16 protein-coding genes are annotated in these 14,019 nt (G+C 73.4%); 2 read left to right on the top strand and 14 right to left on the bottom strand.

Annotated features, from left to right (window positions below; genetic code table 11):
• Window positions 1-45: 45 nt before the first annotated feature.
• The 8 genes from EV382_RS07325 to EV382_RS07290 form a co-directional block, all read right to left on the bottom strand.
• Window positions 46-915 (bottom strand): DUF72 domain-containing protein, encoded by an 870-nt coding sequence (locus EV382_RS07325; protein ID WP_130400833.1) that lies wholly within the window; start codon window positions 913-915, stop codon window positions 46-48.
• 48 nt (window positions 916-963) lie between these two features.
• Window positions 964-1,362, bottom strand: a complete 399-nt coding sequence (locus tag EV382_RS07320) for a TraR/DksA family transcriptional regulator (protein ID WP_130400832.1) — start codon at window positions 1,360-1,362, stop codon at window positions 964-966.
• Window positions 1,363-1,527: 165 nt separating this feature from the next.
• A complete protein-coding gene (locus tag EV382_RS07315; RefSeq protein ID WP_130400831.1) occupies window positions 1,528-2,190 on the bottom strand; it encodes a nucleoside/nucleotide kinase family protein in 663 nt (220 codons plus the stop codon).
• A gap of 41 nt (window positions 2,191-2,231) precedes the next feature.
• A complete protein-coding gene (locus EV382_RS07310) occupies window positions 2,232-2,837 on the bottom strand; it encodes a winged helix-turn-helix domain-containing protein (RefSeq protein WP_130400830.1) in 606 nt (201 codons plus the stop codon).
• A 248-nt stretch (window positions 2,838-3,085) separates the two neighbouring features.
• Complete coding sequence (locus tag EV382_RS07305) at window positions 3,086-3,661, bottom strand: winged helix-turn-helix domain-containing protein (RefSeq protein WP_130400829.1); 576 nt, start codon at window positions 3,659-3,661, stop codon at window positions 3,086-3,088.
• Between the two features lie 50 nt (window positions 3,662-3,711).
• A complete protein-coding gene (locus tag EV382_RS07300) occupies window positions 3,712-4,200 on the bottom strand; it encodes a rhodanese-like domain-containing protein (RefSeq protein WP_130400828.1) in 489 nt (162 codons plus the stop codon).
• A 39-nt stretch (window positions 4,201-4,239) separates the two neighbouring features.
• The gene (locus EV382_RS07295) at window positions 4,240-4,695 is read right to left on the bottom strand and encodes a cysteine dioxygenase (RefSeq protein ID WP_130400827.1); all 456 of its coding nucleotides are present in this window, start codon (window positions 4,693-4,695) and stop codon (window positions 4,240-4,242) included.
• A gap of 111 nt (window positions 4,696-4,806) precedes the next feature.
• The gene (locus tag EV382_RS07290) at window positions 4,807-5,184 is read right to left on the bottom strand and encodes a signal peptidase I (protein WP_130400826.1); all 378 of its coding nucleotides are present in this window, start codon (window positions 5,182-5,184) and stop codon (window positions 4,807-4,809) included.
• 139 nt (window positions 5,185-5,323) lie between these two features.
• On the opposite strand from EV382_RS07290, the gene EV382_RS07285 reads away from it, so the two are divergent.
• Both EV382_RS07285 and EV382_RS07280 read left to right on the top strand, forming a co-directional pair.
• Window positions 5,324-5,671: an ankyrin repeat domain-containing protein gene (locus EV382_RS07285; RefSeq protein WP_425271976.1), complete on the top strand. Its 348-nt coding sequence runs from the start codon at window positions 5,324-5,326 to the stop codon at window positions 5,669-5,671.
• Between the two features lie 31 nt (window positions 5,672-5,702).
• Window positions 5,703-6,653 (top strand): DUF3500 domain-containing protein, encoded by a 951-nt coding sequence (locus EV382_RS07280; RefSeq protein WP_208758333.1) that lies wholly within the window; start codon window positions 5,703-5,705, stop codon window positions 6,651-6,653.
• A 160-nt stretch (window positions 6,654-6,813) separates the two neighbouring features.
• Here EV382_RS07280 and EV382_RS07275 read toward each other — a convergent pair whose 3' ends face one another.
• The 6 genes from EV382_RS07275 to EV382_RS07250 all read right to left on the bottom strand — a co-directional run bounded on the left by EV382_RS07275 (window position 6,814) and on the right by EV382_RS07250 (window position 14,017).
• Window positions 6,814-7,572, bottom strand: coding sequence for a class I SAM-dependent methyltransferase (locus EV382_RS07275; RefSeq protein ID WP_130400824.1), 759 nt, complete (start codon window positions 7,570-7,572; stop codon window positions 6,814-6,816).
• 183 nt (window positions 7,573-7,755) lie between these two features.
• Entirely contained in the window at window positions 7,756-7,950 is a 195-nt protein-coding gene (locus EV382_RS07270; protein WP_130400823.1) for a helix-hairpin-helix domain-containing protein, read from the bottom strand.
• Between the two features lie 224 nt (window positions 7,951-8,174).
• Window positions 8,175-8,660: a DUF2231 domain-containing protein gene (locus EV382_RS07265; protein WP_130400822.1), complete on the bottom strand. Its 486-nt coding sequence runs from the start codon at window positions 8,658-8,660 to the stop codon at window positions 8,175-8,177.
• A 262-nt stretch (window positions 8,661-8,922) separates the two neighbouring features.
• Window positions 8,923-9,663, bottom strand: a complete 741-nt coding sequence (locus EV382_RS07260) for a GAF and ANTAR domain-containing protein (RefSeq protein WP_130400821.1) — start codon at window positions 9,661-9,663, stop codon at window positions 8,923-8,925.
• A gap of 178 nt (window positions 9,664-9,841) precedes the next feature.
• Window positions 9,842-12,133, bottom strand: coding sequence for an accessory Sec system translocase SecA2 (gene secA2 / locus EV382_RS07255; protein ID WP_130400820.1), 2,292 nt, complete (start codon window positions 12,131-12,133; stop codon window positions 9,842-9,844).
• A gap of 75 nt (window positions 12,134-12,208) precedes the next feature.
• On the bottom strand, window positions 12,209-14,017 hold the full coding sequence (locus tag EV382_RS07250) for an ABC transporter ATP-binding protein (protein WP_130400819.1): 1,809 nt from the start codon (window positions 14,015-14,017) through the stop codon (window positions 12,209-12,211).
• Window positions 14,018-14,019 lie beyond the last annotated feature (2 nt).

Genomic DNA, 14,019 nt, shown 5'->3' with positions numbered 1-14,019 from the left:
CTCGCCGTGACTCGGGTGAGACGGCCCCACCCGGATCGGGTGAGGTCAGTCGTTGAGGAGATCCGCGAGGGTCTTCGCGTTGGTCTGCGCGTAGTCGCGGTAGCAGTTGTTCATGAGAACGTGGGTCTGCCCGGCCTCGTCGGCCAGCTCGCGCAGCTTCGGCGCCCAGTCGGCCAACTCCCGCTTGGAGTAGTGGTAGCCGAACTTCTCGTGAATGTCCTTGCTGGTCCACTTGTCGCTGTGGCCGTGGAAACGCATCACCGCGAGGTCCGCGGTGGCGGCCAGCACCGGGGGCAGCGACGAGCGGTGACCCTGCGGCATGTCCACACAGACGTACGGCAGGTGGTGCTCGCGCAGGAAGGTCAGGGTCTCGTCGGCGTTGTCGCCGTCGAACCAGGAGGCGTGCCGGAACTCGTACACCGGGCGTAGTGGCGCGCAGCGCTTCGCCACCTCCAGCAGGTACTGCTTGTTGGCCCGCTTGATGGTGAACCAGGGCGGGAACTGGAACAGCAGCGCGCCCAGCTTGCCGGCCTCGACCAGCGGGTCCAGCGCGGACAGGAAGCGCGTCCACACCTCCTCGTACGACTGCGCGGGCAGGTCGTCGGGGTAGACGTTTTTCTTGTCGGTCTCCGGGCGCAGGTCCTTGTAGAGCGCGCTGACCCGGGTCGGGTGCCCGGTCAGCAGGCTGAACGCCTTGATGTTGAAGGTGAAACCGGCCGGGGTGCGCTCGGCCCACAGCCGGGCGGTCGCCTCGGCGGGCGGCGAGTAGTAGGTGGCGTCCACTTCGACCAGCGGGAACTGCCGGGCGTAGTAGGCCAGCCGTTTCTCGGAGGTGTCCGCGGTCTGCGGGTACCACCCCGAGTCCAGCAGCGTGCGGTCGGTCCAGGACGCGGTGCCCACGAGGATGTCACCCATGGTGGCAGTCCATCGCGTCGCGGGCCGACCGGCAACCGCTGGCGTCGCTCAGGCCGCCCGCCGTTCGCGAGTCTGCTTGCACGTCACACACGTGGTGGCGGACGGGAAGATTTCCAGCCGCTCCACCGGGATCGCCGCCGCGCAGCCCTCGCACCACCCGTAGGTGCCCTCTTCGAGCCGGCCGAGGGCGTGCTCGTACTGGGCGCGGCGGTCGAGGATCGTGCGCAGCAGGGACTGGGCGGTGTCCCGCTCGGCGGTCTTGGTGCCGCTGTCGGCCTGGTCGTCGCCGGCGGTGTCGCCGACCTCCACCAGCCGCAACACCTGGCTCTGCAGCACCGCCTGGTCGTACTCCGCGGTCAGCTCGTCGTAGCGCGCCTGGAGCGACTGTCGGATCTGATCGATCTCCGTCTGGGACCGGGTCGTACCGACCGTGTCGTGGACGAGCATCGCTGCCTGCCTTTCCTGGGCCTGTGGCTCACGGTGAACCGGGTGCCGGCGGCGCGGGGCCCCGGTCACGGTCGCGTTGGGTACGCGGGCGATCACCCGCGCTCTGTGAGCCGGGCGAGTACCCGCCCGATCAGCCGCGCAAACCGACAAATTCCTCGGTTGTGGTCAGCCGTTCCCGCCGGGTTCGACGAGCGCTGGTCGGCGGGGGTCGTCGGCGCGTACCACCACGTCGGCGAAGCTCGCCGGGACGACCTCCTCGGCGTACCGGTCGAAGGCCGGCAGCGCCCACTGCTGGGGTGGTTCGGTCCGTCGGCGCAGCGCCGCCGGGGACAGCTCCAGGTGGACGGTGACGTCGAAGGGCAGGCCACCGCCGAGCAGGAGCGAGCCGCTGACCAGGACGACGCCGCCGGGCGGCAGATCGACGTAGCGGGCGCGGCTGGCCCGGTCGGCGTCGGCGTCCCAGAGCGACGGGAGAAGCCGGCCGGTGCCCCCCGGACCGGCCGGGTCGAGCACCTCGCGGCGCAGCCCGGCCTCGTCGACCCAGGCCTCGTAGAAGGAGTCCGGGTTGGTGCGGCCCAACTCGAAGCGCAGCGACGCGGGGCGGAGGAAGTCGGTGGCGCGCACGTGCAGCACCGGGCGGCCCTGGGCGCGCAGCGGGTCGACGAGCGCCGCGGCCAGGTCGTCGCCGCCGGCGGCCGGGGCGCCGTCCACGGCCACCCGCAGCCGGGCGGGCCCGGCGGGATCGGTCGCGGCGCGGGTCGCCGCGTCGGCCAGCCGGCCGGTCAGCTCGGCGACGAGCAGGTCGGGCGAGATGGGGCGGATGCGCACCGGACCATCCTGCCCCGTGCCCGCTGCGGCGGTGCCGCCGGTCAGCCGGTGCGGTCGATGGTGACCCGGGCGTCGTCGGCCAGCCGGTAGCCCACGCCATAGACGGTGGTGACCAGCGGGACGTCCACGCCGACCTTGCCGCGCAGCCGCCGCACGTGCACGTCGACGGTGCGTACGCCGGCGTGCTCGTAGCCCCAGACGGCGTTGAGCAGTTGCAGCCGGGTGAACACCCGGCGCGGGTGGGCGACCAGGTGCAGCAGCAGGTCGAACTCGAGCCGGGTCAGCGGCAGCGGCTCGTCGTCACGCAGCACCGAGCGCGACGAGGCGAGGATGTGCAGGGCGGGGATGGTCGAGCTGAGCGGGCGGGCCGGCGTCCGGCTGGCGGGCGGCTGGTCGGGGCGGCGTTCGGCCGGGACCGAACCGATGATCACGCCTTCCCCCCGTTCCAGCATCTCGCGGGCGGCCTCCAGCAGCCGACGGGCCGCCGGGGTCAGCGACTCCTCACAGGCCAGCGGGATGGACAACGTCACGGTGAGCACGGGCGCGGCGGTGTTCGCCGGGCGACGCTGCCCGCCGGGAGGTCGACCGGGCACCGCGGGCTGGGACGTATGCCATCCGGCGCGCGACGAGGCGGGGCTGACCGACATGGTCCTCCTTGGGCTGGTCCGGGTATCTCCCCACGGCCCGGGACGCCGCTTCATCGATGCTTCCCGGCGCCTGGGCGAGGGTCAAGAGGCGGCTGCGTTGCATGAATGTGACAATTGACGAACACATCGGAGCCGAATGCTCGCTCTGCGTACGAGGCCTGATGATTACAGCAGAGTCGTCGAGTTGCCCCGATACGGGGGTCCCCGACCGGTTCACCGGGCCGGTCACATCGCCGCCGGACCAGGGCTCAGCTGCGGTGGTCCACGCTGATCGGGGCCTCGTCGGCGAGTCGGTAGCCGACCCCGTAGACGGTGGTGACGATCTCCGAGCCGGCCAGCTTGGCGCGCAGCCGGCGGACGTGCACGTCCACCGTCCGGGCCACCGCGTGCTCGTAGCCCCAGACGCTGGCGAGCAGTTGTCGGCGGGTGAAGACCCGGCGGGGCCGCTCGGCCAGGAACAGCAGCAGCTCGTACTCGATGCGGGTCAGTGCGATGACCCGGTCGCCCCGGCGGACCATCCGCGAGCCGGCCAGGATGCGGACGTGGTCCGCCGCGACGGACGGCTCGGCGGTGGCGGGGCGCGGCCCCGACGCGGTCGCCTCCAGGGCGCGCAGGTGGCCCTCCCCCGACGCCGCCTCCTCCACGGCGCGCAGGTGGCCCTCGCCCGATTCGGCCAGCTCGCCGAGCAGCTGCACCAGTCGGGCCAACCGAGGGCTCAGCGGCCCGGGGACGAGGTCGAGGGTGATGGTCAGGGTCGGGCTGGTGCGCGGACGGGCCGGACGCACCCCGGGGTGGCGGCGGGTGGGGATCGCGACGACGGACATGGTGCCTCCTGAGTGGCGGTACGCCCGCCACGCCGGGTGTGGCGTGACGGTCAGTGGCGCGCCCGACCGGCGTTGACCGGGGACGCAAGGGGTGAGGGGTGGTGCAGTGGGGTCGGGCCGAGGGCGGGCAGGCCGGCGATCCGCCAGGCGGCGAACCCACCGACCACATCGGTGGCCCGGTGCAGGCCGACGTCCTGCAACGCGGCGGCGGCCAACGACGAGGTGTAGCCCTCCTGGCAGAGGATCATCACCGGCACGTCGTAGTCGACGGCCTGCGGCAGCCGGGCCGGGCAGCGCGGGTCGAAGCGCCACTCCAGCACGTTGCGCTCCACGATGAGCGAGCCCGGCACCAGGCCGTGCGCGGCCCGCTGCGCGGCGGGGCGGATGTCGACCAGCAGCGCTCCGGCCCGGTACGCCAGGTGCGCCCGCTCCGGATCCAGCCGGTGCAGCCGGGCCCGCGCGGCGGCCAGGATCTCGTCGATGCCCCGGGAGCCCGGCGGCGGGACGGGGACGGGACAGTGCTCGGCGGTCATCTGCATTCTCGGTTCCTTCCGGTGACGGGGGATCTCGGTGCGCGACTACCAGGACCGGCCGGCCTCGGCGACCTCGGCGACCCGCAGCCGACCGTCCAGGAGGTGGTAGCGGGTCATCCGCAGCAGCGCCGGCCGGTAGACGTGCACGCTGACCGCCGGCGCGGGACCCCGGTTGGTCACCTGGTGCACGTGCCGGGGGCCGAAGCGGCGGCCGACGCCGGCGGGCAGCAGTCGGGGGCGTAGTCGGCCGGCGCGGACCGTCTCCTCGGTGAGCGCGCCGCTGACCACCCGGAACGCTCCGGACGAGCCGCCGTGATCGTGCAGGTCGGTGCCCTGCCCCGGCAGCCAGGTCAGCGCCCAGACCTCGTGCTCGTCGGTGACGGCGAGGCGGGCGTACCAGCGTGCGGCCGGGTCGAACCGCAGCGTGACCGGCCAGCCGGCCGGGTCGGCCCACCCGGCGGCGATGGTGAGCAGGTCAGGCTCCGGACGGTGGTGCGTCATGGCGGTTCCTCGCGGTCGTTCGGCGGGGTGCCCTCGTACTCTAGACGGTAAAGCCTATAGGTTTAGTAGGTAATTCCGTCTGTTGGGACGCAGGTCAGCCGTTCGGGTCGATCAGCGCAGCACCGGCGGATCCACCCGGTAGCCCGGCAGCGAGGGCCAGCGCACCGTCAACACCACCGACGCCCGCTCGGCGAACCAGGAATGGTCCACACCACGAGCCCACACCACGTAGTCGCCCGGCGCGCCCAGCCGTACCGTCCGGTCCGGCAACTCCACCCGAAAACAGCCCTCGACGAGGACGAGCAACGTGGTACGCACCTCGCCGGTCGCCCACCGCGACCGGGCCTCCCCGGGCGGATGCACGCCCCACTTCACCTCGACGTCGGTGCTGTGCCGGATCTCCCCCGGCGGCGCGAAGTGCCCGAGCAGCCAACCGGCGTTGGTGGCGCCGTCGACACCCGCGTTGCCCACGTACACCGTCTCACCCATCGGAACCTCCCCCAGGTAGCGCGCCGAGGGCGGCGTCAGCCGCGGTCACGCCGGCCGAGCAACCTATCAGGGTCGGCCGCCCTATCCTGGACCGGTGACCGAGGACCTCGACGCGGAGACGCTGGCGTTCGCGCACCGGATGTTCGACCTGGCCCGCGCCGGCTCCACCGAGGAACTGGCGGCACAACTCGACGCCGGCCTGCCGGTCAACTTCACCAACGACAAGGGCGACACGCTGCTCATCCTGGCCGCGTACCACGCCCACCCGGACACGGTGCAAGCCCTGCTCAGCCGGGGTGCCGACCACTCCCGGGCGAACGACCGGGGGCAGACCGCGTTGGCCGCGGCGGTTTTCCGCAGCAGCGCCGACGCGGTCCGCGCGCTGCTCGCCGCCGGGGCGGACCCGGCACACGGCAACCCGTCGGCCATCGAGACCGCGCGCTTCTTCGAGCTGGCGGAGATGACGCGGCTGCTGCGCGTCGGCTGACACCGGCACGACCGGCCGGTATACAGAGGCGGTGGAAGATCCTCTGCCGGAGCAGATGCGGGCCGCCAGCATCGCGCTACTGACCGCGCTCGACCCCGTCGCCCTTGAGAGCGTCCGGTACTCGTTCGACGACGAGGCGGCCCGACGCTGGCTGGAATACCGGCCCCGCCCCCGGCCGGGTGTCTGCCTCGCCGAGCTCGACATCGCCGGCCGCAAGGCCGCGCACCGCCTGCTGGCCACCGCGCTCAGCCCTTCGGCGTACGCGCAGGCGATGGCGATCCTCTCGCTGGAGGAGGTGCTGGACCGGACCGAAGGCTGGCAGCGCGGACGCCACAGCGCCGACTACTGGGTGGCCGTGTTCGGCGACCCGGCGCGCGACGACCGCTGGGCGTGGCGCCTCGAAGGGCACCACCTGTCGGTGAACATGACAGTGGTGGACGGTCAGGTCTCCCCCGCCCCGATCTTCTTCGGCGCCAACCCCGCCGCGGTCCGCTACGCCGGTCGGCCGGTCTCCCGCCCCCTCGGCGTCGAGGAGGACCTGGCCCGAGCCCTGCTCGACGCGCTGGGCCCGGCCGAACGGGCCGCCGCGATCATCGCCGACGAGGCGCCGGCCGACATCATCAGCGCCACCCGGGGGCGGGTCGACGCGCCGCTGGAACCGCTCGGCGTACCGGCGCAGCGGCTGGGACCGACCGGCCGCGCGCTGCTCGACCAGGTGGTCGCCCTCTACCTTGACCGGCTGCCACCCGAGTTGGCCATCCGCGAGGCGAGACGGATCGACGGCGGCGAGCTGCACTTCGCCTGGGCCGGCCCGACCCACCCCGGGCGGCGGCACTACTACCGGGTGCAGGGCGACGACCTACTGATCGAGTACGACAACACCAGCGCGGACGGCAACCACGCGCACACCGTGCTGCGCCGCCCCGCCAGTGACTTCGGCTCCGACGCCCTAGCCACCCACCACCAAACCCACCCCCACTAGAAGCCCCGCCGCCACCCTGCCGCACCCCGCCCTGCCGCACCCTGCCGAGCCCCGCCCCGCCCCGCCCCGCCCCGTCGATCTTGCAGTTGTGGTGGGAAGGTTGTCCAGAATTTTGGCTTTTGCGGGGCATCACAACTGCATGATCGACGCGTGTCGGGGGTCAGGGGCGGGTGGCCTCGATGAGGAAGCGTTGAGCGTGGGCGACGAAGGGGCCTTCGTTGGCGATGCGCTGGTGGAGGTCGCGCAGCGGTCCGCGGTAGCGGTCGACGGTGAACCCGGGCACCGTCCAGATCACCTTGCGCAGAAACCAGACCACCGCCCCGATGTCGGCGAAGGTCGCCCGCAGGGTGGCCCGGCGCAGGTCGACCACCCGCAGTCCGGCGGCTTCGGCGGCGGCGACCGCGTGCTCGGGGTGCCGCTGGGTCGGCGGCGGCAACGGCCCGAGGATCGCCTCACTCAGCTCCCGCATGGTGCCGGCCCCGATCTGCTGCGACAGGAACGTCCCACCCGGCCGCAGCACCCGCGCCGTCTGCACCCAGTCGGTACGCACCGGATGCCGACTCACCACCAGGTCGAACGAGGCGTCACGAAACGGCAGCGGCCCGTCCGGCGCGACCGCCACCACCGACGCGCCGACCCGGCGCAGGGTCCGTCGGGCGACCTCGACATTCGGCGGCCACGCCTCGGTCGCCGTCAGCAGCTTCGGTGGGCGCGGCACCTCGGCCAGCACCTCCCCACCGCCGGTGTCCACGTCCAGCGCCGCGTCGGCGTGCGCCATCCGGTCGGCGACGAGCCGGGCGTACCCCCAGGGTGGACGCTCCTCGGTGGCCCGACCGGCCAGCCACCCGAAGCCCCAACCATCCACGGGCGCGGCCGCGGCCTCCGCGATCAGGTCCTCGGCGTCATGCTCACTGATCATGGCGGTCAGCCTCGCGGCCACCCACCCGGCCGGCAACCCATTTGCCACCAGCCCGCCGGACCGCCGGACCGCGCTTAGTGGACCGCCAGACCGCCCTGGTGGACCGCCGGACCACGCTTGGTGGACCGCCGGACCCCTGGTCGACCGCCGGACCGCCACGGTGGACCGCGCGCCTCGGGGATCTCAGCCGAGGCCGAGCCCGTGCTCTTCGAGGGCGGCCTGGAGGGTTACGAGCGCCTTCGGGCCCATGCCGTGCAGCTTGGCCAGGTCCGCCCGGGGGACGCCCGCGAGCTGGCGCAACGCGGTGTAGCCCGCGTCGTGCAGGGCCCGGGTGGCGGGCGCGCCGATCTTCGGGAGCGTGTCCAGAGAGGAGGTCATCCGCGGATGGTAGACCGATCAGCCGCACGGGCGCTGGCCCCGCACAGGAGGCCGCCGACCGCGCGCCCGGTTCCCGGACGAGCCGGCGCGCCTGGCAGATCGGGCTATGCGCGGCGGATCGGGGCCCGCCAGGCAGATCGCGCCGCCCCACCGCGCGGGTCGGGTCAGGTGCGGGTCAAGGGCGGGCAGTGGGGGTCAAGGGCGGGCGGGGCGGGCGGGTCGGGTCAGGGACGGGCGATCTCGCCGCTGGAGTTGGCGAGCGCGTCCAGGCCGCCGGCCTCGGCGCGACCGCTGTCGAACTGACGCATCAGCCGGGCGCCCAGGTGCACGCCGACCCCGCCGACGGCCAGCGCGACCAGCTCGGTGACCAGGATCGCGACCGACGCGCCGCGCTGCGGGGAGTGTGACCGGACCAGGCAGGTGAGCAGGAACATGGCGGCCATCACCGCGTTCACCAGGTTGAAGGCGACAGCGGTACGGCGGGTGCGGTCACCGGGCACGTCCCACAGGTCGACCATGCCGGCCACGGCGGTCAGCGCGGCGGCGACGAGGGCGGCGATGCCCGTCCAGTATCCGACCTCGCCGAGGAACGCGGGCCCGCCGATCACGTCGGTGAGGTCGAAGACGGTGGCACTGACGAAGAGCCCGAGCGGGAACGTCACCAGCATCGGTTGGATCGGATGTCCCTGCACCCGCAGCCGGCTCTGCATCGGTCCTCCCCCGCGTCGGCGCAGCTCGTCTGACCAGAGTGCTACCCGGGGCCGGTCACGGCGAAACGATGCGGCCCGACTCGCCGGTGACAGGGAGAACGGGCAGCGCGGCCGGCGCCGATCGTGTGATCGACTCGGTTTTCAGGAAGTCGGGGCATCCGCGAGACCGTGACACCGCGATGTCAAGAAACCCGAGTCGATCACGCGGGCCATCGCCCCAACCGCCGTCGACGCAGGGCCGGGGCCGGGGCCGGGGCCGGGGTCAGGTGTCGCGCTGGCGGGAGACCGTGCGGACCAGTCGCTCGGCCACCTCGCGCAGTGGGATGTCCAGCGACGAGGCGGCGGCTCGCAGCACGTCGAGGGCCTCGGCCGGCGGGCAGCCGCGCTGCGTCATGATCACGCCGACGGCCTGGCCCACCACGCCCTCGTGCAGGAGCGAGGCGTCCCGTTCGCCCGCGAGGGTGTGCTGCCGGCCACGGTCGCGGACGGCGGCGAGCAGCAGGCCGGCGTGTTCGGCGAGCAGCATCGCGGTCAACTGATGCTGCGGGGTCAACACGTCCGGCGCGGCGGCGTAGAGGTTGATCGCGCCTATCACCTGGTCGTCGATGTCGACCGGTGCGGAGATCACCCCGCGTACGCCGAGGTCGCGGGCGCGGGCCGTCCAGGCCGGCCAGCGGGGCTCACCGGCCAGGTCGGCGGCGAGGATCATCTCGCGGCGGCGGATCGCGCTCATCGCCGGCGAGTCCGGCCCGTGTCGCAGGTCGTCCAGCCCGGCCAGCCCGTCGTCGGAGGCGGCCACCCCGGCCGGCTCGCCGGCCCGCAGGGCGGTGAACCCGCACCAGCGCACCCCGGCGACGGCGTCCCGGGTGACCCGGACCAGCGCCAGCAGGGCCTCATCAAAGTCGGTCAGGCTGATCAGCCCGGCGGTCAGCTCCCGTAACAGCGCGGCTGCTTCCAGGACGCCGAGGGTCTGCACCACCGGTTCCCGCGTGTCGAGGTTCACCGGTTCGCAGCCCCCGTGGCGTCGCGCGCCTGCCCGGCAAGGATCGTCACCTGTGTCATTGTCTGCTCTCTCCCGACTCGACCGACCCGCCCTACTACCCTGGGAAAGCTGGGTCGAAACGGCGTAAATCGGGGCCCCTGCCGCGCACTCAGGCGCGACCGGGGCCCCGACGGTCACATCAGCGTGAGCCCCCGCCGAGCCGCCGACCGATCGACGCGATCAGACGGTCGAGCTCGGACCCGAACGGGTTGTCGTGCACCAGGTACGTCCACGTGGCGGTGGGCCGGACCAGGGTGCCGTCGTCGGGCTGCCAGTCCTCATCGAATTCGGTCTCCAGGAAGGTGGCGATGGTGCGGGCCTCGATCTCCGGGATCAGGTCGTTGAACGCCGGCACCGCCGCCCGGTGGAACTCGTCCAGCGGGTCGAGCCGGCCCAGCGCGCGCAGGTGCACGCCCTCGCGGACCTCCGACAGCTCGGCCAGGTGCTCGGCCCAGAGCCGGTCCAGGTGGTAGAGCGCGATCGACCGGGCGGCACGGGCGAGCAGATCCTCGTCCATCTCGCCGGCCTTGTCCGGCTCCTTCTCGAGCAGCATCACCGCGGCCACGTCGCTGGTCAGCAGGCGCTCCCGGCGCGCGGCCAGGGCCTTGCGCTGCTGCTCGATCACCACGCTGTAGCGCCAGGTGTTGCGGTGGATCTCGTGGTTGACGCCCTCGGCGACCCGCTGGGCGTGCTCCACCGCGTAGTCGACCTGCTCGTCGGTGACCAGGCCGTCGGCGTTCATCCGCGGCGAGGCGGGCACCGAGTCGGCGGCGTGCCGGACGACGAGGTCGTCCTCCAGACTGACGAAGAAGACCGAGCCGCCCGGGTCACCCTGCCGGCCGGCCCGACCGCGCAGCTGGTCGTCCACGCGGCGACTGTCGTGCCGGCCGCTGCCGATCACGTAGAGCCCGCCCAGCTCGGCGACCCGCTCCCGGTCGGCCTGGTCGCTGCCGCCGAGCCGGATGTCGACGCCCCGACCGGCCATCTGGGTGGAGACGGTCACCGCGCCGTACGCGCCGGCCTCGGCGATGATCGCCGCTTCCTCATCGTCGTTCTTGGCGTTCAGCACCACGCAGGGCACCCCGGCGGCGTTCAGCCCGGCGGCCAAACCTTCGGACTCCTTGACGTCCAGGGTGCCGACCAGCACCGGGCGCCCCTTGGCGTGCGCGCGCTGGATCTCGTCGACGAGCGCCTCGTCCTTCTCCGCCCGGGTGGCGTAGATGCGGTCCGGTTCGTCCTCACGGATGCACGGGGTGTTCGGCGGGATCACCGCGACCTCGAGATTGAAGAACTCCCGCAGCTGGTCGCCGACGTGCACCGCGGTGGCGGTCATCCCGCACACCTTCGGGTAGAGCGCGATGTACGCCTGCATGGCGATGGTGCCGAGCACCTCGCCCTCGGCGGTGGCGTCCAGCCCCTCCTTGGCCTCGACCGCGGCCTGCAGACCGTCCGGCCAGCGGCGACGCTGGGCCACCCGGCCGCGCATCTCGTCGACCAGCTCGACCGTGCCGTCGCGGACGATGTAATCCACGTCACGGTGCAGCAGGGCGTGCGCGTGCAGCGCCACGTTGACCGCGGAGAGCTGCGCGACGTGCTCCTCGTCGTACAGGTCGATGCCGAGCTTGGCCTCGATGGCGGCCAGGCCGGCGGAGGTGAACGCCACGCTGCGCCCGTCCTCGGCGACCGTGTAGTGCTTGCTCTTGCGCAGGCCACGGACGAGCGCGGCGGCGGCGTGCACCGGGTCCTGCTCGCCCGGCACCGCGCCGGCCAGGACCATCGGCACCCGGGCCTCGTCGATCATGATCGAGTCGGCCTCGTCGACGATGGCGGTGGTCAGCGCCGGCTGCACCCGGTCTTCCACCTCGGTGACCAGCTGGTCGCGCAGGTAGTCGAAGCCCGCCTCGCTGACCGAGACGTAGGTGACGTCGCAGGCGTACGCGTCGCGCCGCTCCTGCGGGGTGGACGCCTCGTTGACCCAGCCGACGGTGAGGCCGAGCAGGGTGTAGACCGGCTCCATCCACTGGGCGTCGCGGCGGGCCAGGTAGTCGTTGATGGTGAGCACGTGCACCGGGCCGTTGCCGAGCCGGACGTGCCCGTACGCGGCGATCGTGGCGGTCAGGGTCTTGCCCTCACCGGTGGCCATCTCGGCGACCTTGCCGGAGAGCAGCGACATCGCGCCGAGCAGCTGCACGTCGTACGGCCGCTGGTCGAGGCCACGGCGGGCGGCCTCGCGGCCGACGGCGCAGATCTCCTCGTAACCGGCGGCGGCACCCGCGGCCTCGGTCAGCTCGGCGTCGTCGAGCGCGGCGAGGTCAGCCTCGCGCGCCTCGATCGCCGGCAGCAGCTTCTCCAGCGGAGCAAGATCCACGGTCGAGCCGGGGCGCTGGAGGAACCGCCGGAACTTGCTCTTGAACCGTTGCGACACACCCATGAGCGGCAACGGTACGCGATTCCGGGCCGCGCGCGCGGCCCGGCCGCCCGGTAAGTCGGCCTGCCTGGGGTGGAGTCAGCCGACCAGCAGCTGGTGACTGGCGAGCTCCCGGTACAGCGGGTCGGTGGCGGTCAGTTCGGCGTGGGTGCCCACGGCCACCACCCGGCCGCCGTCGAGGACGACGATCTGGTCGGCGTCGACCACGGTGGCGAGGCGGTGCGCCACGATCAACAGCGTCCGGCGGACGGCCACGGCGTCGATGGCGCGGCGCAGCGCCGCCTCGTTGCGGGAGTCGAGGTTGCTGGTCGGCTCGTCGAGCAGCAGCACCGGCGGGCCGGCGAGCAGCGCACGGGCGATGGCCAGCCGCTGCCGCTCACCCCCGGAGAGCAGGACACCGCCCTCCCCCACCTGCACGTCGAGGCCCTGCGGGGTGCGCTGCGCCAGGTGGCCGAGGTTGGCCTCGTCGAGGACCTCACGCAACCGGTCGTCGGTGGCGTCCGGGGTGGTGATCAGCAGGTTCTCCCGCAGCGTGCCGGCCAGCACCGGGGCTTCCTGCTCGACGTAGCCGAGCCGGGCCCGCAGCGCGTCGCGGGGCAGGTCCCGGACGTCGTGGCCGTCGAGTCGGACCGCGCCGGCGCTCACCTCGTAGAAGCGCTCCACCAGGGCCAGCAGGGTGGACTTGCCGGCACCGGACGGGCCGACCAGGGCGGTCCGGGTGCCGGCGGGCACCGCGAAGCTGACCTCGTGCAGCACCGGCTCGCCGCCCGGGTAGCCGAAGCCCACCCGGTCGAACTCGATCATCGGGGTCGCGCGGCGCGGGGTCGCCGTCGCGACGGTGGGCGCCGGCCGGTCGTCCGCGCCCTCCGCTGGCACCGCGAGGATCTCCTCGATCCGCGCAAGTGCGCCGAGGCCGGACTGCAACTGGGTGTACGCCCGCAGCACCTGGCCCAGCGGCAGCGCCAGGAGGAACAGGTACATGACGAACGCGACCAGGTCGCCGACCGAGATCGCCCCGGCTGCGACCCGCGCCCCGCCGATGCCGAGCACCAGCAGGAACGCGCCCTGCACGGTGACCGAGCCGATCGGGCCGACCAGCGCCTGCACCCGTGCCACCCGCAGCCCCGCCGCGTACGCCTCCCGCGCGCTGCCGGTGACGGTCTCGGTCTCCCGGGTCTCGGCGCGGCTGGCCCGGATGGTCCGGGCCGCCGAGATGGCCCGCTCCACCGCCGAGGTCATCTCGCCGATCCGCTCCTGCGCGGCCCGGGCCAGCGCCCGGACCCGGCGGGCGAAGGTGGCGGCGAAGCCCAGCCCCAGCGCCACCCCGAGCAGGGTGACGCCGAACAGCAGCGGGTCGAGCAGCACCATGGCCGTGCCGGCGCCGACCACCGTCACCGCCCCGGTGACCGTCTCGAAGAGCCCGGAGGTGACGACCGCGCGCAGCAGCGTGGTGTCCGAGCCGACCCGGGAGAGCAGGTCGCCGGTGCGACGGCGGTCGTACTCGGCGATGGGCAGCCGCAGCAGGTGCCCGGCCAGCCGACGTCGGGTGCCCAGCACCAGCCCTTCGGCGGTGCGTTGCAGCAGGTAGTCGCGCAGCCCGCCGATCGCCGCGCTGAGCACCACGAGGGCCACCAGCACCGCCACCAGCCGCGACACCCCCTGCTCCGCGCCGATCCGGTCGAGCACCGACCGGGTGAGCAGCGGCTGCGCCAGCGACGCCGCCGAGCCGGCCAGCGACAGCGCGCCCACCACGATCAGGGTGGCGCGGTGCTCCCGCAGGTACGGCAGCAGCGCGGCCAGGCCGACCGACCGGCCCGTGGGGTTGCCGTCGCCCGGCCGGTCGGTCGGGGTGTCGCCGGGAACCGGCCGGTCCTGCACGGTGCTCATGT

The sequence above is a fragment of the Micromonospora violae genome (assembly GCF_004217135.1).
Taxonomy (GTDB): Bacteria; Actinomycetota; Actinomycetes; order Mycobacteriales; family Micromonosporaceae; genus Micromonospora; species Micromonospora violae.
The sequence above is the reverse complement of the archived record's forward strand: the minus strand, read 5'-3'. Positions and strand labels throughout refer to the sequence as shown.

Bases quoted from the DNA above. Each gene is read 5' to 3' on its own strand.
- EV382_RS07325 (WP_130400833.1), bottom strand. From the start codon at position 915: ATGGGTGACATCCTCGTGGGCACCGCGTCCTGGACCGACCGCACGCTG.
- EV382_RS07320 (WP_130400832.1), bottom strand. From the start codon at position 1,362: ATGCTCGTCCACGACACGGTCGGTACGACCCGGTCCCAGACGGAGATC.
- EV382_RS07310 (WP_130400830.1), bottom strand. From the start codon at position 2,837: ATGTCGGTCAGCCCCGCCTCGTCGCGCGCCGGATGGCATACGTCCCAG.
- EV382_RS07305 (WP_130400829.1), bottom strand. From the start codon at position 3,661: ATGTCCGTCGTCGCGATCCCCACCCGCCGCCACCCCGGGGTGCGTCCG.
- EV382_RS07300 (WP_130400828.1), bottom strand. From the start codon at position 4,200: ATGCAGATGACCGCCGAGCACTGTCCCGTCCCCGTCCCGCCGCCGGGC.
- EV382_RS07295 (WP_130400827.1), bottom strand. From the start codon at position 4,695: ATGACGCACCACCGTCCGGAGCCTGACCTGCTCACCATCGCCGCCGGG.
- EV382_RS07290 (WP_130400826.1), bottom strand. From the start codon at position 5,184: ATGGGTGAGACGGTGTACGTGGGCAACGCGGGTGTCGACGGCGCCACC.
- EV382_RS07285 (WP_425271976.1), top strand. From the start codon at position 5,324: ATGTTCGACCTGGCCCGCGCCGGCTCCACCGAGGAACTGGCGGCACAA.
- EV382_RS07275 (WP_130400824.1), bottom strand. From the start codon at position 7,572: ATGATCAGTGAGCATGACGCCGAGGACCTGATCGCGGAGGCCGCGGCC.
- EV382_RS07270 (WP_130400823.1), bottom strand. From the start codon at position 7,950: ATGACCTCCTCTCTGGACACGCTCCCGAAGATCGGCGCGCCCGCCACC.
- EV382_RS07265 (WP_130400822.1), bottom strand. From the start codon at position 8,660: ATGCAGAGCCGGCTGCGGGTGCAGGGACATCCGATCCAACCGATGCTG.
- secA2 (WP_130400820.1), bottom strand. From the start codon at position 12,133: ATGGGTGTGTCGCAACGGTTCAAGAGCAAGTTCCGGCGGTTCCTCCAG.
- EV382_RS07250 (WP_130400819.1), bottom strand. From the start codon at position 14,017: ATGAGCACCGTGCAGGACCGGCCGGTTCCCGGCGACACCCCGACCGAC.